16 protein-coding genes and 1 pseudogene are annotated in these 20,609 nt (G+C 71.0%); 4 read left to right on the forward strand and 13 right to left on the reverse strand.

Annotation, left to right across the window (positions count from 1 at the left end; all coding sequences use genetic code 11):
• Window position 1 precedes the first annotated feature (1 nt).
• On the forward strand, window positions 2-1,588 hold the full coding sequence (locus tag OG858_RS03900) for an alpha-amylase family glycosyl hydrolase (protein ID WP_319068188.1): 1,587 nt from the start codon (window positions 2-4) through the stop codon (window positions 1,586-1,588).
• Window positions 1,589-1,647: 59 nt separating this feature from the next.
• Here the strand turns inward: OG858_RS03900 and OG858_RS03905 are convergent, their stop codons facing one another.
• Complete coding sequence (locus OG858_RS03905; protein ID WP_319068187.1) at window positions 1,648-3,471, reverse strand: sulfatase-like hydrolase/transferase; 1,824 nt, start codon at window positions 3,469-3,471, stop codon at window positions 1,648-1,650.
• Between the two features lie 373 nt (window positions 3,472-3,844).
• On the opposite strand from OG858_RS03905, the gene rho reads away from it, so the two are divergent.
• Together rho and OG858_RS03915 are read left to right on the forward strand one after the other, a co-directional pair.
• A complete protein-coding gene (gene rho / locus OG858_RS03910; protein WP_319068186.1) occupies window positions 3,845-4,987 on the forward strand; it encodes a transcription termination factor Rho in 1,143 nt (380 codons plus the stop codon).
• Window positions 4,988-5,067: 80 nt separating this feature from the next.
• Window positions 5,068-5,955 (forward strand): annotated as a pseudogene (locus OG858_RS03915) (D-alanyl-D-alanine carboxypeptidase family protein); the annotation flags it as partial.
• Window positions 5,956-5,996: 41 nt separating this feature from the next.
• Here OG858_RS03915 and OG858_RS03920 read toward each other — a convergent pair.
• The 11 genes from OG858_RS03920 to OG858_RS03970 all read right to left on the reverse strand — a co-directional run bounded on the left by OG858_RS03920 (window position 5,997) and on the right by OG858_RS03970 (window position 17,933).
• Window positions 5,997-7,400, reverse strand: coding sequence for a glycosyltransferase 87 family protein (locus OG858_RS03920; protein ID WP_328545137.1), 1,404 nt, complete (start codon window positions 7,398-7,400; stop codon window positions 5,997-5,999).
• Entirely contained in the window at window positions 7,397-8,785 is a 1,389-nt protein-coding gene (gene mptB, locus OG858_RS03925) for a polyprenol phosphomannose-dependent alpha 1,6 mannosyltransferase MptB (RefSeq protein ID WP_328545361.1), read from the reverse strand. The genes OG858_RS03920 and mptB overlap by 4 nt, the downstream gene beginning before the upstream one ends.
• A 177-nt stretch (window positions 8,786-8,962) precedes the next feature.
• Complete coding sequence (locus OG858_RS03930; protein WP_319269901.1) at window positions 8,963-9,883, reverse strand: glutaminase; 921 nt, start codon at window positions 9,881-9,883, stop codon at window positions 8,963-8,965.
• Window positions 9,883-11,295: an aspartate ammonia-lyase gene (gene aspA, locus OG858_RS03935; protein WP_327723275.1), complete on the reverse strand. Its 1,413-nt coding sequence runs from the start codon at window positions 11,293-11,295 to the stop codon at window positions 9,883-9,885. Before aspA ends, OG858_RS03930 begins: the two co-directional genes overlap by 1 nt.
• A gap of 263 nt (window positions 11,296-11,558) precedes the next feature.
• Window positions 11,559-12,602: an asparaginase gene (locus OG858_RS03940; RefSeq protein WP_319320670.1), complete on the reverse strand. Its 1,044-nt coding sequence runs from the start codon at window positions 12,600-12,602 to the stop codon at window positions 11,559-11,561.
• A gap of 8 nt (window positions 12,603-12,610) precedes the next feature.
• Complete coding sequence (locus tag OG858_RS03945) at window positions 12,611-14,065, reverse strand: amino acid permease (RefSeq protein WP_319068181.1); 1,455 nt, start codon at window positions 14,063-14,065, stop codon at window positions 12,611-12,613.
• Complete coding sequence (locus OG858_RS03950; RefSeq protein ID WP_078935705.1) at window positions 14,062-14,793, reverse strand: FadR/GntR family transcriptional regulator; 732 nt, start codon at window positions 14,791-14,793, stop codon at window positions 14,062-14,064. Before OG858_RS03950 ends, OG858_RS03945 begins: the two co-directional genes overlap by 4 nt.
• 109 nt (window positions 14,794-14,902) lie before the next feature.
• Window positions 14,903-15,736, reverse strand: a complete 834-nt coding sequence (locus tag OG858_RS03955) for an undecaprenyl-diphosphate phosphatase (RefSeq protein ID WP_319068180.1) — start codon at window positions 15,734-15,736, stop codon at window positions 14,903-14,905.
• Window positions 15,737-15,866: 130 nt separating this feature from the next.
• Window positions 15,867-16,241 carry a fluoride efflux transporter CrcB gene (gene crcB, locus OG858_RS03960; protein WP_319269776.1) on the reverse strand — a complete coding sequence of 125 codons (375 nt, stop codon included), beginning with the start codon at window positions 16,239-16,241 and terminating at the stop codon, window positions 15,867-15,869.
• A complete protein-coding gene (gene crcB, locus OG858_RS03965) occupies window positions 16,238-16,765 on the reverse strand; it encodes a fluoride efflux transporter CrcB (protein ID WP_319269779.1) in 528 nt (175 codons plus the stop codon). The genes crcB (OG858_RS03960) and crcB (OG858_RS03965) overlap by 4 nt, the downstream gene beginning before the upstream one ends.
• 202 nt (window positions 16,766-16,967) lie before the next feature.
• Window positions 16,968-17,933, reverse strand: coding sequence for an SMP-30/gluconolactonase/LRE family protein (locus OG858_RS03970; protein ID WP_319269798.1), 966 nt, complete (start codon window positions 17,931-17,933; stop codon window positions 16,968-16,970).
• Between the two features lie 117 nt (window positions 17,934-18,050).
• On the opposite strand from OG858_RS03970, the gene OG858_RS03975 reads away from it, so the two are divergent.
• A complete protein-coding gene (locus OG858_RS03975) occupies window positions 18,051-18,887 on the forward strand; it encodes an ATP-grasp domain-containing protein (protein WP_319269780.1) in 837 nt (278 codons plus the stop codon).
• A gap of 55 nt (window positions 18,888-18,942) precedes the next feature.
• Here OG858_RS03975 and OG858_RS03980 read toward each other — a convergent pair whose 3' ends face one another.
• Window positions 18,943-20,511, reverse strand: a complete 1,569-nt coding sequence (locus tag OG858_RS03980) for a glycoside hydrolase family 53 protein (RefSeq protein ID WP_319269783.1) — start codon at window positions 20,509-20,511, stop codon at window positions 18,943-18,945.
• Window positions 20,512-20,609: the final 98 nt, after the last annotated feature.

Consider the following 20,609-nt stretch of genomic DNA (forward strand, 5'->3'; position numbering starts at 1 on the left):
CATGACTTCGTTCCGTCCTGCCCCGACCTGGCTGGCCGACGCCGTCTTCTACCAGATCTATCCGCAGTCCTTCGCCGACTCCGACGGGGACGGCATCGGGGACTTCGCCGGGATCACCGACCACCTCGACCATCTGTCCTGGCTGGGCGTCGACACCGTCTGGCTGAACCCCTGCTTCGTCTCCCCGTTCCGCGACGCCGGGTACGACGTCGCGGACTATCTGAACGTCGCCCCGCGCTACGGCTCGAACGACGACCTCGCACAGCTCGTCGACGAGGCGGGCCGCCGGGGCATCAGGATCCTGCTGGACCTCGTCGCCGGCCACACGTCCATCGACCACCCGTGGTTCAGGGCCTCCGCGAACGACCCGGACGACCACCGCTACATCTGGACGGCGCAGGGCCGCCCGGAAGGCTTCGTGGCCTCCCCCGGGACCCGGCCGGGCGCGTACCTCCCGAACTTCTTCGACTCCCAGCCCGCCCTCAACTTCGGCTACGCGCGCGAGAATCCGGCCGAGCCCTGGCGGCTGCCGGCCGACTCCGACGGCCCGCGCGCCAACCGCCACGCCCTCCGCACGATCATGGACCACTGGCTGAGCCTCGGCCTTTCCGGCTTCCGTGTCGACATGGCCGCCTCGCTCGTCAAGGACGACCCGGACCGGGCCGAGACCGCCCGCGTCTGGACGGAACTGCGGCACTGGCTGGACGCCGCCCATCCGCACGCCGTATTGCTCGCCGAGTGGGGCGAGCCGGAGGTGTCGATCCCGGCCGGCTTCCACGCCGACTTCTTCCTCCACTTCGGCGGCCGCTCCGACGGCCTGGCGCTGCGCTCGCTGTGGAACAACGGCGGGGGCACGGTCCATGAGAACTGGGACCCCCTCGACTGCTTCTTCGACGCGAGCGGCCATGGCTCGCCGCGCCCCTTCGCCGAGGCCTGGCAGCAGGCGTCCACAGCCGTCGAAGGCACGGGCGTGATCGCGCTCCCCACCGCCAACCACGACTTCTCCCGCCTCAACTGCGGCCCCCGCACGGCCGATCAACTGCCCGCCGCGTTCGCCTTCCAGCTGACCTGGCCGACGCTCCCGGCGATCTACTACGGCGACGAGATCGGCATGCGCTACCTGCCGGGCCTGCCCGACAAGGAGGGCAGTGTCCTCGGCCCCCGCTACAACCGAGCGGGCTCCCGCACCCCCATGCAGTGGGGCGACACCCCGAACGCGGGCTTCTCCACCGCCCCCGCCGATCGTCTCTACCTCCCCGTCGACCCCTCCCCCGACCGGCCGACCGTCGCCGCCCAGCGCGCCGACGACACCTCGCTCCTCCACCTCGTACACCGTCTGATCGCCCTGCGCAGGCGCACGCCCGAGCTGGGCTCCGGCGGCTCGGTGGAAGTGCTGCACGCGGGGTATCCGTTCGTGTACCTCCGGGGCGGAAGGTATCTGGTGGTCGTCAACCCGCAGCGCCATGAGGCCGGTTACCCGTACACGCTCCCCGTCCGGAGCACTCTGGAGGGGCAGGGCGTGGACATCGTGGGCGGCACGATCACCGCACGGGGCTTCGGATACGGGATCTTCGAGCTCGGCGGTTAGCCGTCGGGGCCGGCTGCCCGGAGCCCCGCTCCGGGCAGCCGCTCACGCGGTGCGGACTTCTACGGCGAGGGCGAGCCGGCCACGTGCGGCTCCTCGCCGTACGCGGTGAGGAAGCGGTCGCGGAAGGAGTCCATGCGCCAGACCGGGGCGTCGTCGCCGGGCCGCAGACCGTCGGACCAGCCCCAGTCGTCGATCCTGTCGAGGATCTTCGGGTCGTGGGCGACGACGGTGACCGGTACGTCGTGGCCTGCGCCGTTGCCGCTGACGCTCGCCATGGGCTGGTGGTCGCCGAGGAAGACCAGCACGGTGTTCTCGTCGCCGTACTTCTCCACGTACTGCAGGAGGCTGTGCAGGGAGTACTGGACGGACCTGCCGTACTCCTCCTTCACCTTGACGGGGTCGGTGAAGACGTCCGCCGGGTCCTTGCCCGCCTTCTCGATGCCCTTGTACACGGAGCCGTCGCCGACCTCGTCCCAGCCGACCATCTCCGGCAGCGGCGCCCACGGCTGGTGACTGGAGGTCAGGATGATCTCCGACATCAGCGGCTTGTCGCCCTTCTTGGCGGCCTCCAGGCGTTCGAACGCGGTGAGCGCGTACTGGTCGGGCATCGTCGACCAGCTGAACTTCGGCCCCTGGTAGCCGAGATCGCGGGAGTCGTAGACCTTGTCGAGGCCGTAGAAGTCGCCCTCCGGCCAGTTCTTCTGCACCCCGGGCACGATGCCGACCGTCCGCCAGGCCCCGCTCTTGTGGAACGCGCCCGGCAGCGTGAGGCGTTCGCCGGCGGTGACCGTACGGTAGCGGCTCTGGTTGTCGATCCACAGGCCGGTCAGGAAGGTGGAGTGGCCGAGCCAGCTGCTGCCGCCGTACGTCGCGGAGGTCAGCCAGCCGCTCTTCGCCGCGAACCCGGCCCTGGTCAGCGCCTCGCCCTCCTCGTCGAGGGCCCCGTTCACGCCGGGCGCGACGGCCGGGTCCTCCAGGGCGGCGCGCCCGTAGCTCTCGATGAAGGTGATCATCACGTCCTTGCCGCGCAGCCCGGTCAGCAGCCGGTCGCCGGGCACATCGGCGAACCTGTCCCTCTTGGCCTCCTCGGCGAACGCGGCCTCGTCCCTGAGTGTCTCCTGGACCCGGGCCCAGCGGTCCTGCACGAAACCGATGGTGCTCCTGGAGGCGACCGCGGTGTTCTCGATGGGCGTCAGGCCCAGCGCCGCACAGGTGATCCACACGGCGCCGGCGATGATCGTGCCCCTGGTCGCCCGGTCCCGTTCACGGGCCAGGAGGTTCACGAGCCGTACCACCGCCAGGGCCATGACGACGAACAGCAGCAGCACCAGGGCCGCGAGACCGATCACGGCGGCCCGCGCGCCCGTGGAGCCGAGGGTGTCCTTGACGTAGGACTCGGCGTCGTCGAGCAGGCCCCAGTCGAGGACCACGTTGAAGCCGCGGCCGAGGAATTGGTTGAAGCCGATGTCCAGCGCCTTCACCACCACCAGCGCGGCCAGACCCACCCCGATGCCGACCGCCGCCACCAGCCTCGGCCGGCGGGGCAGCACCATCAGCAGGGCGGCGCCGAGGATCGGCTCCACCGGTATCCGCAGGAACTGCCGCACCTCGAAGAACTCGGCCTTGCCCGGCATGAGCAACGCGAAGTACACCAGGGCGGCGGCCAGCGCGGTGACCCCCCACGACAGACCTCGTGCGGCGAGCGGGTACTTGTCCTGGAACGCCGTGCGGTGTCTCAGCCATCGACGGACGGGGGCACCGGTCCTCGCCGGAGCGCCCGCGGCGGGATCGTCCGACGCCGACGCGTGGGCCGTCGACCGCTTGCTCGTCTCGTCCGTGGCGTCCGTGTCGGGTGATGGGCTGGAGCGCGTGAAGAGCGACACGCGACGTTCCTTCCGTGCGAAGACCGCTGGCGGTGCCCCCATCTGTACGAGGGGTCCGCGAGATCAGTTCAAAGGCCACGGGTAAGCCATCGGTAAGGAACTCCCCAACAGACGGCCACTGATGGTGGTACACTCGCCTTGGCACGTGTGTATCGCCCATTTTCGGGGCGCCGGTGCCGCTCTCTCTCAGATCCTGAGGTCTCTTCCGCTGAACCGCCCGTCGATTCCCGACCGGCCGTCAGTTTCCCCGCACCACCCGCGACACACAGGCCGCCACACCGCGCGGCCGTGAACGGCTCGGCCGTACCCCGGGTGTGCGCTCCCCCTCCCTTCCCCATGCGTTTTCCTCACGTCCTCGAAAGGACCCCCATCCATGACCACCACCACACTCGAACGCACTTCCACCGATCGGCAGCCTCCGGCACTGGTCACCGGCGTCCTGGAGATCGCACAGAGCGGGCAGGGACACCTGCGCGCCGAGTGCGGCCTGCTCAGCCCTTCCGACCCGCAGGTCCCCGCCGCGCTGATCCGCAGGTACGGCCTGCGCAAGGGCGACACCGTCGAGGGCGTACGCGACGGCCGGCGCGCCCTCACCGAGGTCGAACGGATCAACGGCCGTACGCCCCAAGAGCTGCGCGGCCGCCCGCACTTCCACGACCTCACCCCGCTGCACCCGCGCAAGCGGTTGCGGCTCGAACACCCGGCGAGCGGCCTGACGGGCCGTCTGGTCGACCTCGTGGCCCCCGTCGGCAAGGGGCAGCGCGGGCTGATCGTGGCCCCGCCCAAGACCGGCAAGACCGTGCTGCTGCAGCAGGTGGCCGCCGCGATCGCCGCCAACCACCCCGAGGCCCGCCTCATGGTGGTGCTGCTCGACGAGCGGCCCGAGGAGGTGACCGACATGCGGCGCTCCGTACGGGGCGAGGTGTATGCCTCGACGTTCGACCGGTCCCCCAAGGAGCACATCGCGCTCGCCGAACTCGTCGTGGAGCGCGCCAAGCGGCTCGTCGAACAGGGCGAGGACGTCGTGATCCTGCTGGACTCCCTGACCCGGTTGTGCCGGGCCCACAACAACGCGGCCGCCTCCGGTGGCCGCACCCTGAGCGGCGGTGTCGACGCCGCCGCACTGCAAGGCCCGAAGCGGCTCTTCGGCGCCGCCCGGCTGACCGAGGAGGCCGGTTCCCTCACCATCCTGGCCACCGCCCTGGTGGAGACCGGGTCCCGCGCCGACGACTTCTTCTTCGAGGAGCTCAAGGGCACCGGCAACATGGAGCTCCGCCTAGACCGCGCCCTCGCCGACCGGCGTGTCTTCCCCGCCGTCGACATCACCCCGTCCGGCACCCGCCGCGAGGAACTCCTCCTGACACATGGCGAGTTGACGGCCGTACGGGGGCTGCGCAGGGCCCTGCGGTCGCGCGAGGGGCAGGCGAACCTCGAAACGATCCTGGAGCGGCTGCGTGCCACACCGGACAACGCGACCTTCCTGCGGCAGGTGCAGCCCACGCTGCCGACCGCATGACATGAGGCATCCGGGTACTCGATCCGCGCCCTCGGCCCTGGCACCCCGGTCCACGGCGCGACCGTTCCTACGTTTGCGGTATGACCATCGGATTCTCATCCCGCGTCCCTCGTGTTACCCGCGTCGCCCTCTGCTGCTCCGCCGTCTGTGCGCTGGGGGCCCTGGCCGTCGCGACGAACCCGGAAGGTGCCGGCCTCCAGGTCGGGGCGGGCGCGCGGGACGCCAAGGCCGCGCAAGAGCCGCCGTCCCTGTACCGGTCGGGGACACAGGTACGGCCACGGCCCGGGGCGCCCCGAGTGCCCCAGGGCGTCTCCGCGGTGTCGTGGCTGGTGGCGGACGCCGACAGCGGCGCGGTACTCGCCGCGCACGACGCGCACCGAAAGCTTCCGCCGGCCAGCACGCTGAAGACCCTGTTCGCGCTCACCGTGCTGCCGGGGCTCCCCGCGGGCCTCAGACACACCGTCGAGGCCGAGGAGTTGGCGGGCATCGGCGCCGGCAGCAGCCTGGTCGGCATCAAGGAAGACCTCACCTACCGCGTGGCGGACCTGTGGCGGGGTGTCTTCCTCAGCTCGGGCAACGACGCCGTGCGTGTCCTGGCCGCCCTCAACGGCGGCTGGCGGGCCACCGCCGAGCAGATGCAGGACAAGGCCCGGTCCCTGGGCGCCCTGGACACCCATGTCGTCTCGCCCGACGGGTACGACGCGCCCGGCCAGGTGTCGTCCGCGTACGACCTCGCGGTGTTCGGACGGGCCGGGCTGCGCAACGCGGAGTTCGCCGAGTACTGCGCCACGGCCACCGCACAGTTCCCCGCGGGCGGCTGGTCCTACGGCATCCAGAACACCAACCGCCTGCTCACCGGCGCCGGCATCGAGCGCTATCCGGGACTCATCGGCGTCAAGAACGGCTACACCAGCAACGCGGGCAACACCCTGATCGCCGCCGCGAAGCGAGGTGGGCGCACCCTCGTCGTGACGGTGCTGCGTCCGCAGTCCGGCAGCGGCTACGCCGTCTACGAGGAGGCGCGCTCCCTTCTCGACTGGGGTTTCCGTGCCGCCGGGCGCGTCGAGGCCGTGGGCTCGCTGCTGCCGCCGCGCCCGGCGGCTGGGCCTCGGGCCGCCCCCGGGTCACCGCCCGCCCGTGAGGAGAACGAAGAGGTCACCGCCCCCGGCTGGTCGTCGGCAGGCACGGTCACGGGCGCGGCCGGAGTCGGTGCGGCCTGCGTGGCGCTGGCGCTGTGGCTCAGGAACGGCCGACTCAACCGCGGCTGACCGACCGGCAGCCACAGGAGCAGGCCGAGGGTGATCCACACATAGGTGTTGCTGCCGACGAAGCCGCCGATGCCGGACGCGTCGTCGAACCACAGCCAGACGACGCTGCTGCACAGCAGCACGTACAGCGCCGCCGCAAGCGGCAGCAGCCGGCGGTGCCTGAGCAGGACGGCGAAGGACGGCAGCAGCCAGACCAGATGGTGCACCCAGGTGATCGGGCTGACCAGACACGCGGTCAGCCCGGTGAGGGCGAACGCGGCCGTCCAGTCCTCGGTCCGCATCGCCGTACGGACCCGCCATACCCATACGCACAGCACGGCCAGGACGAGCGCCGCCCAGACGGCGCGGCTCGGTTCGTGCGGTGCCACGAGCCGGGCCAGGACGCCCTGCAGCGACTGGTTGGAGACATAGTCGAGGCGGCCGATGCGGCTGGTGTCCCACAGTGCCTCGGTCCAGTAGAAGCGCGAGGCGGCCGGGGCGATCCAGGCCGCCGCCGCGGTGGCGGCCGCGGCGACGGCCGCGGCGACGGCCGTCGCGAGCCCGGCGGCCCGCCACCGCCGGGCGAGCAGCAGCAGCCCGATGAAGATCGCGGGCGTCAGCTTGACCGCCGCCGCCAGGCCGATGCCCACCCCCGCCCAGCGGCCCCGGCCGGTGGCCAGCAGCCAGGCGTCGGCGAGCACCAGGGCGAGCAGCAGGAGGTTCACCTGGCCGAAGCTGACGGTGTCCCGCAGCGGCTCGAACAGGGCGAGCACGCAGAGGGCGAGCGAGACGCCGAACCAGCCGTAGCGGCGCAGGACAGGCCCCACCAGCACGTACAGGACCGCTGCGAGCGCCACCAGGTCGAGCGCGAGGCACAGCACGATCGCGGTGCTCAGCCCGACCAGCGCCATCGGCAGCATGACGACCGCGGCGAACGGCGGATAGGTGAATCCGTAGGTCGTGCCCGGCACCAGATAGTCGTAGATGCGGCCGCCGTGGTGGACCCAGGTGTCGATGGCGCCGTGGTAGACGCGCAGGTCGAACCAGTCGCGCAGCAGCGGGACGGTCGCGGTGAAGACGGTGACGGCGGCGGCCATGCCGAGCACGAGGAGGACGCGGGCGCGGTCGGTGCGCGGCCGGAACCACCTCTGGCACGGTTCGCTCATGCCGTGCGCTCCAGAGCCGGTGCCCGGGAGGCCTGTTCTGCCTGCCACAGCACGACCACCGCGAGCACTCCCCCGCACACCGCCAGAACGACCTGCGCGGTGTCCGCCGGATCACCGCTCGGCAGGACGGCGAGCGCGAGCATCCCGCTGGCGACCGCGACCCGCCGCTGCACCAGGACGCTCCGGGCGGCCGCGGCGATGAGGAACAGGCCCCACAGCGCGTACCAGGGGCGGATCGCGGGGCCCAGCGCGGCGACGACGGCCAGGCTGAGGCCGAGCGCGTACACCGGTCCGGGTCTCAGTCGGAGCCATATGAAGAGGACGACGGCGAGGGTCAGCAGGAGACCGGCCGCGCGCCAGGCCGGGAGGGCGAGGGGGGCCAGGTCGCTGCCGAGGTCGTGGAGCAGGGTGCCGGTGGCGCGGCCGAGGACGCTGGTGGGCGACCAGTTCTGCGGGGACACGGGGGTGCGCAGGGCGGCGATCCAGCCGTATCCGGTGCCGGCCAGGGCGGTCACGGCCGCCGTGGTGCCCGTCGCGACGGCCAGGGTGGCCACGCTCGTCCGGATCCATCCGGTACGGCCACGCATCACGACCACCGCCAGCAGGCCGAGCGCGGCGGGTGCCTTGACCAGGGCGGCGAGCGTGACGAGGACGACGCCGAGGAGGTAGCGGCGGCCCCGCGCGAGCACCAGTCCGACGCCCAGCAGTCCCAGCATCATCGCGTCGTTGTGGGCCCCGGCCACCAGATGCAGGAGCACGAGCGGGTTGAGCGCGCCCAGCCAGAGGGCGACGGAGGGGTCGGCTCCGCCGTGCCGGGCGAGGCGGGGCAGCGCCGCGGCCATCAGGGCCACCCCGAGGAGGGCGATCACACGCATCCCGATGAGCCCGGCCGGTATCCGGCCCTCGGTCAGGCCGGACAGCCCGGAGGCGACAGCGAGGAAGACGGGGCCGTACGGCGTGGCCGTGTGGCGCCACATCGGTGCGACCTCGTCGGCGAGCGGCCCGCCGAGCCGGGCGGGACCGTGCAGATAGACGTCCATGTGCGCGTCGACCATGGCGCCCTGGGCGAGATAGCTGTACACGTCCCGGCTGAACAGCGGCGGCGCGAGGAGGAGGGGTGCCGCCCAGACGGCCAGCACAAGGAGCAGCGCACGGGGGGCCGGGGGTTCGGGGCCCCGTATCACCTTTCCCAGCAGCGCCCAGGCGGCTATCAGCAGGACGACGCCGAAGTAGACACCGACCAGACCCAGCGCACCGCGCCCCGAGGTCGGCGACAGCAGCCCCTGGACCGGCAGCGCACCGGCGGTCTCACCTCCCAGGGCGAGAAAGGCGGATCCGGCCAGGCCGAGCGCCTGGCAGCAGCGGAGATCGACGGGGAAAGCGATGGCCAACACTCGGTCAGCGTGTCAACGCCGAGTGGCGCGGAGACGACGCGGCGCCTTCGTGACGGGTACCGGGGCGTGACCCGTGCGCGAACCCGCCCCCGCGTTCGGTCCACGGGTTCGCTCCACGGGGTCGGTCCACAGGTTCGGTGCCGACGGCGACGGTGGCGCCGATGGCCGTCAGAAAACGGACAGTCCCGTCAGGGTCGTGAAGCGTTCCAGCGCCGCCACTCCCGCCACCGAGTTTCCCCGCTCGTCCAGCCCCGGACTCCACACACAGAGCGTGCAGCGCCCCGGTACGACGGCGATGATGCCACCGCCCACCCCGCTCTTGCCGGGCAGGCCCACACGGTAGGCGAACTCGCCGGCCGCGTCGTACGTGCCGCAGGTGAGCATCACCGCGTTGACCTGCTTCGCCTCACTCCGCGTCAACAGGCGGGTGCCGTCGGCGCGGACGCCGTGGCGAGCGAGGAAGGTGGTGGCGAGGGCGAGGTCGGCGCAGGAGGCGGTGAGGGAACACTGCCGGAAGTACTGGTCGAGGAGGGCCGGTACGGGGTTGTCGATGTTGCCGTACGACGCCATGAAGTGCGCGAGGGCCGCGTTGCGGTCGCCGTGCGCGGACTCGGAGGCGGCGATCTGCGCGTCGAAGTCCAGGTCCGGGTTGCCGCTCTCCGATCGCATGAAGGAGAGCAGCTCGCCGGCCGCGTCACCGGTACGGGTGTGGAGACGGTCGGTGACGACGAGGGCACCCGCGTTGATGAAGGGGTTGCGCGGGATGCCGTTCTCGTACTCCAGCTGGACCAGGGAGTTGAAGGGGTTGCCCGAGGGCTCGCGGCCCACGTGCTCCCAGAGGTCGTCGCCCTCCCGGGCCAGGTCGAGGGCGAGGGTGAACACCTTGGTGATGGACTGCGTGGAGAATGGCTCCCGCCAGTCCCCCACGCCGTACACCGTGCCGTCCGGCTCCGCGACGGCCATGCCGAAGCGGCGCGGGTCGCGGGCCGCGAGCGCCGGGATGTAGTCGGCGGGCCGGCCGCGGCCCGGGGTCCGTCCGATCTCCTCGGCGATACGTTCCAGCACCGGCTGGAAGGTGGTGGCCTCCATCAGGCCGAAGGGGTGCCGCTGCCCGCGAGCACCTCGGGCCGCAGCAGTTCCCGGAGCCGCTCGGCGGGCAGCAGGCCCTTCTCCTGGACGAGTTCGGCCACGCCCCGGCCGGTGGCGAGGGCCTCCTTGGCGATGTCGGTGGCCGCCGTGTAGCCGATGTACGGGTTGAGGGCGGTGACCAGGCCGATGGAGTTCTCCACGCTCGCGCGCAGCGCCTCGGTGTTGGCGGTGATGCCGTCCACGCAGCGTTCGGCGAGGGTGAGGCAGGCGGCGCGCAGGTGGGTGATGGACTCCGACAGGGAGTGCAGGATGATCGGCTCGAAGGCGTTGAGCTGGAGCTGTCCGGCCTCGGCGGCCATCGTGATGGTGACGTCGTTGCCGATGACCTCGAAGGCGACCTGGTTGACGACCTCGGGGATCACCGGGTTCACCTTGCCGGGCATGATGGACGAACCCGCCTGCACCGGCGGCAGGTTGATCTCGTTCAGGCCCGCGCGCGGTCCGGAGGACAGCAGCCGCAGGTCGTTGCAGCTCTTGGAGAGCTTCACGGCGATGCGCTTGAGGACGCCCGACATCTGCACGAACGCGCCGCAGTCCTGGGTGGCCTCGACCAGGTTGGCGGCGGTGACCAACGGCAGCCCGGTGATCTCGGCGAGATGGCGGCGCGCCGACTCCGCGTATCCGGCGGGGGCGTTGAGGCCGGTGCCGATCGCGGTGGCGCCCAGGTTGATCTCGTGGACCAGTTCCACGGCCTCCGCCAGGCGGCTGCGGTCCTCGTCCAGCATCACCGCGTACGCGGAGAACTCCTGGCCAAGCGTCATCGGTACGGCGTCCTGGAGCTGGGTGCGCCCCATCTTCAGCACGTCACGGAACTCGACGGCCTTGCGGGCGAACGAGTCCTGCAGCACCGCCATCGCCTTGAGCAGCTCGCGCACGGCGTAGACGGTCGCGATCTTCACGGCGGTCGGGTAGACGTCGTTGGTGGACTGGCCGAGGTTGACGTCCTCGTTGGGGTGCAGGTACTCGTACCGGCCCTTGGTGTGGCCCAGCAGCTCCAGCGCCCTGTTGGCGACGACCTCGTTGGCGTTCATGTTGGTGGAGGTGCCGGCTCCGCCCTGGACGACGTCGACGACGAACTGGTCGTGCAGCTTGCCGTCGCGGATCTCCCGGCAGGCCTCGATGATCGCGGCGGCCTTCGCGGGCGCCAGCAGCCCGAGTTCCTCGTTGGCGCGGGCGGCGGCCTCCTTCACGGCGGCGAGCGCGTCGATCAGATGAGGGTAGGCGGAGATCGTGGTGCCCGTGATGGGGAAGTTCTCCGTGGCGCGCAGGGTGTGCACGCCCCAGTACGCGTCGGCGGGGACGTCACGGTCTCCGAGCAGATCGTGTTCACTGCGGGTCACTGCGGCGGTCATGACTGGGCAGGCCTTCTTTCGTGATGTGCGGGTGGCCGGGTGGTGAGTGCGTGCCTACGGGTGGGTGGGGGCTGGTCGCGCAGTTCCCCGCGCCCCTGAAAAGCAGGGGCCGCGCCCCGTGCCTTTTCGGTCCGAGAGGGCCGCGGGCCCTCCAGGGGCGGGGAACTGCGCGAGAAGCCCCACCGAACCCGCACCACGGGGGTCGAAGGGGCGCAGCCCCTGGTGATGGGAAGGGCAGGCGCGGCGGGGGCGATCGAAGTTCGTTACTGACGCGGCAGTGGATCCAACGCCCGGACCGCACTGACACGACCGACCGCACGGCCACCCCCGAGCAGAGCCTCACCCGCGAACTCCGCGAGGACCTCGGGAGCGACCCCCGCCCGCACGAGCGCGGCCGCGGTCACCGGCACCCGGGCCCGGTTGGCGCCATCGGCGATCTTCACGGCGACGGCCCGGCCGTCCGGCAGCGCGGCGGCCTGGACGCCCTCGAAGCCGTCCTTGGTGAGCAGTCCGGGCACGGCCCGCATCAGCCCGGCCACGTCGCGTCCCGCGCCGGACGCCATCTCGGCGTGCGCGCGCATGGCGTCGGCGACCGTGCGCTCGGGGGTGCCCTCGGTGGCGGTGGTGATCCGGGCGAGTGCGCGGGCCAGGCCGTGCAGGGAGACGGAGAAGAGGGGGGCGCCGCAGCCGTCGACGGTCACCTGGGCGATGGCCTGTCCGGTGAGGTCCTCGACGATCTCTGCGATGGCCTGCTGCAACGGGTGGGCCGGGGCGAGGTAGTTCTCCAACGACCAGCCGTTGAGCCGGCACGTGTACAGCATGGCCGCGTGTTTGCCGGAGCAGTTCTGCGCAAGACGGGAGGGCTGCCTCCCCTCGCGTATCCACCGGTCCCGGACGGCCGGGTCGTACGGCATGTCGGTGACGTTGCGCAGGTCGTCCTCGGTCGCCCCGGCCAGCTCCAGGATCTGCCGGGCTCCGGCGAGGTGGCGTTCCTCGCCGGAGTGGCTGGCCGCGGTCAGGGACAGCAGTTCGCCGTCCAGGGGAAGTCCGGCGCGCAGCATGGCCACGGCCTGGACCGGCTTGAGTGCCGACCGGGGGTAGAACGCCGCCTCGATGTCGCCGAGTTGGAGTTCCACCTCCCCGTCGGCACCCAGCACCACGACAGAGCCGTAGTGGATGCCCTCGATGACACCTCCGCGTACGAGGTGGGCGACGGGGGCGTGGAGCGGTTCCCGGATCGCGGGGGCCGCGGCCACCGGAGCCGCAGGGATCGCCGCGGCGCCGGTGGTCGTGGGGTCGTACGTCACTGCCTGAATCACTTCTTCACTCCGGCCGACTGCTGGGCGACCCGGCGACGTACGCCGAACCACCCCGCGATCAGCGCCAACACGATGAGGGGGAGGCACAGCACGGTCGTGCGGCCCGCGCCGCCGTCCGCGTACATCAGGACGAGGACCGACGCCAGGAAGAACAGCGTCACCAGCTCGGTCCACGGGGAGCCCGGCAGCCGGTAGCTCGGGCGGGTCAGCTCGCCCTTCTCGGTCTTCTGCCAGAACACCAGGTGACAGATCATGATCATGCCCCAGGTGCAGATGATGCCGATCGCGGCGAAGTTGAGCACGATCTCGAACGCGTCGGCCGGGACCACGAAGTTCAGCCCGACACCCAACACGCAGATACCGCTGGTGAGCAGGATGCCACCGTACGGGACCTGGCTGCGGCTCATCACACCGGTGAACTTCGGGGCGGAGCCCGCCATCGCCATCGAGCGCAGGATGCGGCCGGTGGAGTACAGGCCCGAGTTGAGCGAGGACATGGCCGCGGTCATCACGACCAGGTTCATGATGCCGCCGGCCGCCGGGATGCCGATGTTGGAGAGCACGGTGACGAAGGGGCTCTCGCCGGCCTTGTACGAGGACCAGGGCAGCAGCATCGCCAGGAGCAGGACGGAGCCGACGTAGAACAGACCGACGCGCCACATGATCGAGTTGATCGCCTTCGGCATGATCTTCTCGGGGTTCTCGGTCTCGCCCGCCGCGACGCCGACCAGTTCGACGGAGGCGTAGGCGAAGACGACGCCCTGGATGATCAGCAGCATGGGCAGCAGACCGTTGGGGAAGATGCCGCCGTTGTCGGTGATCAGGGACGGGCCGGGGGTGTGGCCGTCGACGGGCTGCTGGGTGACCAGCAGGAAGATGCCGATCAGCATGAAGATGACGAGCGCGCTGACCTTGATGATCGCGAACCAGAACTCCAGTTCGCCGAACATCTTCACCGAGATCAGGTTCACGGCGAGGACGACCCCGAGCGCGATGAGCGCGATCACCCACTGCGGGATGTCGGAGAACATGCCCCAGTAGTGGGTGTAGAGGGCGACCGCGGTGATGTCGGCGATACCGGTGGTGGCCCAGTTCAGGAAGTACATCCAGCCGGCCGTGTACGCGCCCTTCTCGCCGAGGAACTCCCGGGCGTAGGACACGAAGGCGCCGGACGAGGGCCGGTAGAGGACCAGTTCGCCGAGGGCGCGGACCACGAGGAACGCGAAGATTCCGCAGACCGCGTACGCGATGAAGAGGGACGGGCCTGCGTCGGCGAGGCGGCCGCCGGCGCCGAGGAAGAGGCCGGTGCCGATAGCGCCGCCGATGGCGATCATATTGACGTGGCGGGACTTCAGGGACTTGCTGTAGCCGGCGTCTCCGGCGTCGACATGCGCCGGGGCCTGTCCGGGGTCAGCCTGTACGACGTCTTTGTCGAGGGACTGCTCGCTCACGTCTCGCGTCCGCCTTCCGTGGAGCTGTCCGTGCGCGGGGAACGCACGATGTCGGTGAGGGTGGTCTCGACGCGGTCGAGGTGGTGGGACATGGCCTCCACCGCGTCGTGTTCGGAACCGTCGATCAGCGCCTCGACGATGGCCCGGTGCTCACGGTTGGACTGCTCGCGCCGGCCGCCCAGCTCGTTGAGGAAGGCCGACTGGCGGGCCAGTGCGTCCCGGATCTCCTCGATCACCCGGCGGAACACCGGGTTCTGGGCGGCCTCGGCCACGGCCAGGTGGAAGAGCGTGTCCATCGCGACCCAGGCGGTGGTGTCGGTCTCCCGTTCCATCCGGTCCAGGAGGTGGGCCAGGTGGTCCAGGTTCTCCGGGGTGCGGCGCACCGCCGCGTACCCGGCGACCGGGATCTCCACGTGCCGGCGCACCTCCAGCAGGTCGCTCGCCGCGTAGTCGCCGAAGGTGGGGTCCTCGACGGCGTTCCCGATCACGAAGGTGCCCTTGCCGGTGCGGGACTGGGTCAGTCCCATCACCTGCAGGGCGCGCAGCGCCTCGCGGAGTACCGGACGGCTCACTTCGAGCTGGCGGCAGAGCTCCGCCTCCGAGGGGAGCTTGTCCCCGATGGCGTACTTGCCGCGCTCGATGGCGTCGCGGAGGTGGGTGAGCACCGCTTCCATGGCGCTGACGCGCCGGGGTGCCGAGCCACCTGTCTGGCTGTCTGACAGGTTCACGGGGGTGATCCTGCGGGTGACGGGACGGGGCTGTCAAGGGGCCCCGGATTCGATCTTCCAGGTCACGGGCGGTCGTGGATCAGCCACACGGCGCCTGCGGCGTGTGCTGTCAGCTGAGGCCACCCGCGCCGAGCAGCCCGAAGAGGAGGACCCCGACGACGATCCGGTAGGACACGAACACGTTGAAGGAGTGCCTGGTCACGAACTTCAGCAGCCAGGCGACGGAGGCGTACGCGACCGCGAACGAGACGGTGGTGCCGACGATCAGCGGGGCCGCACCCACCCCCGCACCGAGGGCGTCCTTCAGTTCGTAGAGCCCGGCGCCGGTGAGGGCCGGGATGCCGAGGAAGAAGGAGAGCCGGGTGGCCGCGACCCGGTCGAGGTCGAGCAGCAGCGCGGTGGACATGGTGGCGCCGGAGCGGGAGAAGCCGGGGAAGAGCAAAGCGAGGATCTGCGAACCGCCGACGAGCATCGCGTCCCTGAACCGGGTGTCCTCCTCAGCGCGCCTGCGCCGGCCCACCTGTTCCGCGACCCACATCACACCGCTGCCGACGATCAGCGAACCGGCCACCACCCACAGCGAGGCGAGCGGCCCCTCGATGAGCGACCGGGCGGCCAGCCCGACGACCACGATCGGGATCGTCGCGGCGATCACCCACCACGCGAACCGGTAGTCGCGGTCCTGCCGCTGCGCCGAGTGGAAGATCCCCCGGAACCAGGCGGAGCCGATCCGAACGATGTCCCCGCGGAAGTAGACGAGCACCGCCGCGATCGCGCCGACCTGGATGACCGCCGAGAACCCGACGACCGCCTTGTCCTCGACCTGGATCCCCATGAGCCCTTCGGCGATCTTCAGATGCCCGGTGGAGGACACCGGCAGGAACTCGGTCACCCCCTCCACCGCTCCGAGGACGACGGCCTGACCGACGGTGATGGTGCTCATGGGGTCCAGTTCTGCTCGGCGAGGGCATGGCTGACAAGGGCACGGCTGAGGTACGGCCGGCCACGGGTCACGGCGGGGCGTGATCGCGCCGGGGAGGCAGTCGTACTACGGCCGGGTAAGGGTTAGGCGCTCAGGACCAGAGGGCCTGCGCCGCCGCAAGCCCCACGAAGACCGCGCCCAGCCCGGCCGTCACGCTCGCGACCACGTTGGCGGCGGCGTGGAAGCGGGCGCCGCTCCGGGCCAGCAGCAGGGTCTCGTACGAGAAGGTCGAGTACGTGGTGAGCGCCCCGCACAGTCCGGTGCCGAGGAGAAGCTGCAGGTCGGAGGTTGCGGCACCGGCCGTCACGGCACCGGTGAGGGCACCGAGGACCAGGGATCCGGTGACGTTGACAGCGAACGTGCCCCAGGGGAAGTCCGTGTCGTGCCGCGACTGCACGGCACGGTCGGTGAGATAGCGCAGGGGCGCGCCGACCATTCCGCCGACGATGACGAGCACCCAGTTCACGACGGCCTCTTACCTTTCTCACGCGTTTCGGTGGGCCCGGTGTGCGGGAGCCCGGTCCGCAGGGCCAGACGCGCTGTCGCCGCCGCGAGCCAGACCGCCGTGAGGGCGGCCAGGAGGGTCGCGGCGAGGTAGGCGAGGGCGGTGCCGGGGTGGCCCTCCTCCAGCAGGCGCCGGATGTCGACGGCGTACGTCGAGAAGGTGGTGAAGCCGCCGAGTACTCCGGTGCCGAAGAAGGGGCGGACCAGGCGGTGGGCCGCCCATCTCTCCGTGATCGCGATCATGAAGAGCCCGATGACGAGACAGCCGACGACGTTCACCCAGAACGTGGTCCAGGGAAAGCCGGCCGGGCCCGTGGGCCAGAGGAGGGAGGCGCCGTACCGGGCCGTCGCGCCGATGCCGCCGCCGACCGCCACGACCGCGACCACGGGTGCCTGACCGTGCCCGAGGGCGGGCCGGGGCGGGTCGGCCACGGGGGCGTCCGGGGACGGTGAGGCTTCGGGCCCGTCGGGGTGCGGGGCTGGCATGGGCGTACGTCTCCTACTCGCCGGGGCCCGGGTGTCCGCCGGGCGCGCTCCGTCGCAAGCAGGGACCGTTGTCGGCACCGATGCCGCGGTTCGGGTACGGCGGGCCCCACCGCCGCGCCGCGAAGGGGATCGCGGCTGGTCGACAGCCTATCTCCGCCGCTGTCACCCCCGCACGCGCCCCGTACCCGATCCCGGCCGGACCTCAGCCCGGCTTCCCCGGCAGCTCGCACACCGCGATCCCCCGCTCCCACAGGCTGCCCAGGATCAGCCGCCCCTCGGCGACGCAGACGCCGGTGACCATACGGAACCGGGAGTGGTGATCGACGAGGGTGTGCGCGACATGCCCCTCGTCGTCGACCGCGACGACCCCGGCGAACCCGAGCGGGCGGAAGGGTGCCCGTACCGCCACCCGGCTCGCGGCCCGCCGCACCGCCGGACTCGCGCGGTGCAGACGGTCGAGGGCGCCGATGCGGGGCCCGGCCAACGCCACCCACATCAGCCCGTCATGGCCGCGCCACATGTTGTCGGGCGTGCCCGGCAGGTCCTCGACGAAGGGCTCGCTCGTGCCGGCCTTCGCTCCGGTGAGGTGGACGCGGGTGAGCCGGCGGGCGCCCGTCTCCGCGAGCACCAGGAACGACTCGTCGGCGGAAGGCGCGAGACCGTTGGCGAACTGGAGCCCCTCCAGGACGACTTCGGGCGTACCCTCCCCCGGCGCGAGACGCAACAGCCTTCCGGTGCCGGTGTGTTCGACGATGTCGCCGATCCACTGGTCGAGGGGGTAGCGGCGGCTGGAAACGGTGAAGTAGACCGTCCCGTCGGAGAGCGCCACGACATTGCTGCAGAACCGCAGCGGCTCACCGTCCGCCTCGTCGGCGAGCACTCGCACGGTGCCGTCGCCGGTCGCGACCCGCAGCAGCCCCCGCTCGGCGTCGCACACCAACAGGTCTCCGTCCGGGAGTAGTTCGAGACCCAGCGGCCTGCCACCGGTCTCGGCGAGCGTCTCGACCCGCGCCCGCCCCGGCTCCGCGAGCCCGTCCACCCGCAGGACGCGTCCGTCCTCGACACCGGTCAGCACCCGCCCGCGCTCGTCGACGATCACATCCTCGGGTCCGCGTCCGCCGATCCCGACGAACACCTCCGGTACGAGTCCGGCGCCCCTCGCGTCCATCATGTCCGCCTCCTCATCGTCCGCCCGCCAAGCCCCCGCCGGTCCATCCTGGCAGGGGGCCGGGCTGCCCTTGGTGACCTCGGGTTAAGTTGGCCGTCACCGACCAGGGAGACCGCCGTGCCCGCCCGCCCCAGCCTGCTGTACGTCACCGACCTCGCCTACCCGGCCCGTGGGCGGCGCTACTGCGACGAGGACATCCTCCTCACCTCCCGGCTGCGCACGGACTTCGACCTCGCCCTGTGCCACCCGCTGGACGCGGCGGCGCTGATGGACGGCTTCGACGCGGTCGTGGTCCGCAACAGCGGCCCCGTTCTCCACTACCAGGAGGCGTACGACGCCTTCCGCGAACGGGCGACGGCACTCGGCACCCCCGTCTACAACCCGCTGACCGGCCGGGCCGACATGACCGGCAAGCGGTACCTGCTGGACCTCACCCGGGCCGGGTACCCGGTCATCCCCACCGTCGACCGGCCCGAGGACCGGACACGCCTGCCCGACACCGTCTCGTACGCGGTCAAGCCGAAGGCCGGCGCGGACTCGATCGGCCTGCGCTTCGTGAGCGGTGCCGAACTGGCGGGCCTGACCTGGGGTGACATCCTGGTGCAACCACGCGTCGACTTCCGCTACGAGGTGTCCTTCTACTACGTCGACGACGCCTTCCAGTACGCCCTGTACGCGCCCGACCCCGACCGGCGCTGGGTCCTGGAACCCTACGAGGCCTCGGAGGCCGACCTCGCCTTCGCCCGGCGTTTCATCGACTGGAACACCCTCGACCACGGCATCCAGCGCGTGGATGCCTGCCGCACCCGGGACGGTGACCTCCTGCTGGTCGAGTTGGAGGACCTCAACCCGTATCTCTCCCTGGACCGGGTGTCCGAGCAGGTCCAAGACACGTTCGTGGACGCCATGACAGCCTCGCTGCACCGCTTCCTGGACACGACGGTCGCCTCCTGACGACCGAAGGGGGCCGCGCGCCAAGGCGTGCGGCCCCCTTCATGGACGGGGAGCGCTACCGGTGGCCGAACCACGCCATCGCCGGAAGCGCCCTGTCGTCATAGCCGAACAGCGCCTGGTTCTCCCAGCCGTTCCCGGAGGACGAGTCGGTCGGGTCCCAGCCGTTGCCGCTGCGTGCGGTCCAGGTCGACTCCCAGTAGAAGATCCCGAGACCGCGGCCGTTCGGGACGGCCTCGACGATGCTCGCGACGTCCTTCATCCAACGGGTCTGACCGGCGGTCGTGGCCGGGTAGCCGGACACGAGTTCACTGCTCAGGTCGATGATGTTCTCGTGCGAGTCCTCGCTGTCGAGACGGAAGGGGTAGGCCGTCTCGGCGAGGAACACCGGCTTGGAGTAGCGGGAGGCCGCGTCGTCCAGCGTGGTCTGGAAGTCGGCCAGGGTGCCGTGCCAGTAGCCGTAGTACGACAGGCCGATGACGTCGAACTTCACGCCATTGGAGACTGCGCTGTCGAACCACCAGCGGGTGCCGGACAGGTCGCCGCCCTTGGCGAGGTGCAGTGCCACCTGGGTGGAGGAGTTGACCGCCTTGACCGCGTCGTAGCCGGAGTTGAGCAGCCCGGCGAGCTGGGACCAGTTGGAGGTGGAGCCGGCGGACCACAGCATGCCGCCGTTGATCTCGTTGCCGACCTGGACCATGTCGGCGGTGGTGCCCTGGGACTTGAGGGCGTTGAGGACGTCGTAGGTGTGGTTGTAGACGTCCGTCTTCAGCTGGCTGTAGGAGTGGCCTGCCCACGAGGACGGCACGGTCTGTGCGCCCGGGTCGGCCCAGGTGTCCGAGTAGTGGAAATCGACCAGCAGCTTCATACCCTGCGCCTTGATGCGCTTGGCGGCGGCGAGCACGCGCGTCTTGTTGTTGTAGCCGTCGGCGGGGTTCACCCAGACCTTGACGCGCGCGTAGTTCTGTCCGGCGCTCTTGAGGATGGCGAGCGCGTCGCCGGTGGTGCCGGAGCTGTTCTTGTAGACGCCGCCCTTGGCCTCGCTCTTGATGAGCGACGACACGTCGGAGCCCTTGACGGTCAGGCCCGTCGTACCGGACGTGAAGGTCAGGTCGTCGACGTTGATCCAGTTACCGGCGTTGGCGTCGGAGTTGACGCTGATGGTGCACTGGTTGTTCGTCACCGCGATCGAGGTGACGATCCGGATCCAGCCGCCGGCGGAGACCGGGATGTCGGTGCGCTGTTCGGCGCTGCCGCAGTTCTTCAGCGCGAGGTACGCGGAGTTCTGGCCGCCGCCGGAGCGCACCCACGCGGTGAGCTTGTAGTTCCCGTTGGTCAGGCCGGACAGGTACTGGTAGGTCTCCACTTTGTAGGCCGAGGCCGAGTAGTGGGACAGGCGGTAACTGCCTCCGTGGCCACCGGACTCGGTGAAGGAGGCGGAGTTCTGCCCGGCCGCCGAGTACGTCGACCAGCCGGCCGGCGTCGCGGTCCCGGTGCCGCCGGACTCGAAGCCCCCGTTGGTGAGCGTGGAGGCGGCGTGTGCCGACGTGGCGGGCAGGGTGGTGAGCGCCAGGCCTGCGAACAGCGGTATCAGCAGGGCCCTGAGGGCGCGTCTCGCGTGGAACATCGTCGTCCCTTCGACGAAGGTGGGGATCTGGTTGCGCGATGCTGTGGCGGCGCCGCGCCCGAAGGCCGTGGGCGCGGCGCCGCCGGTACCGGCCGGAT

Origin of the sequence: Streptomyces europaeiscabiei (genome assembly GCF_036346855.1) — a bacterium.
Lineage (GTDB): Bacteria > Actinomycetota > Actinomycetes > Streptomycetales > Streptomycetaceae > Streptomyces > Streptomyces europaeiscabiei.

What these genes read in the sequence shown, in the direction of transcription:
- OG858_RS03900 (WP_319068188.1), top strand. Translation starts at nt 2, where the DNA reads ATGACTTCGTTCCGTCCTGCCCCGACCTGGCTGGCCGACGCCGTCTTC.
- rho (WP_319068186.1), top strand. Translation starts at nt 3,845, where the DNA reads ATGACCACCACCACACTCGAACGCACTTCCACCGATCGGCAGCCTCCG.
- OG858_RS03920 (WP_328545137.1), bottom strand. Translation starts at nt 7,400, where the DNA reads ATGAGCGAACCGTGCCAGAGGTGGTTCCGGCCGCGCACCGACCGCGCC.
- OG858_RS03930 (WP_319269901.1), bottom strand. Translation starts at nt 9,883, where the DNA reads ATGGAGGCCACCACCTTCCAGCCGGTGCTGGAACGTATCGCCGAGGAG.
- aspA (WP_327723275.1), bottom strand. Translation starts at nt 11,295, where the DNA reads ATGACCGCCGCAGTGACCCGCAGTGAACACGATCTGCTCGGAGACCGT.
- OG858_RS03955 (WP_319068180.1), bottom strand. Translation starts at nt 15,736, where the DNA reads ATGAGCACCATCACCGTCGGTCAGGCCGTCGTCCTCGGAGCGGTGGAG.
- crcB (WP_319269779.1), bottom strand. Translation starts at nt 16,765, where the DNA reads ATGCCAGCCCCGCACCCCGACGGGCCCGAAGCCTCACCGTCCCCGGAC.
- OG858_RS03970 (WP_319269798.1), bottom strand. Translation starts at nt 17,933, where the DNA reads ATGGACGCGAGGGGCGCCGGACTCGTACCGGAGGTGTTCGTCGGGATC.
- OG858_RS03980 (WP_319269783.1), bottom strand. Translation starts at nt 20,511, where the DNA reads ATGTTCCACGCGAGACGCGCCCTCAGGGCCCTGCTGATACCGCTGTTC.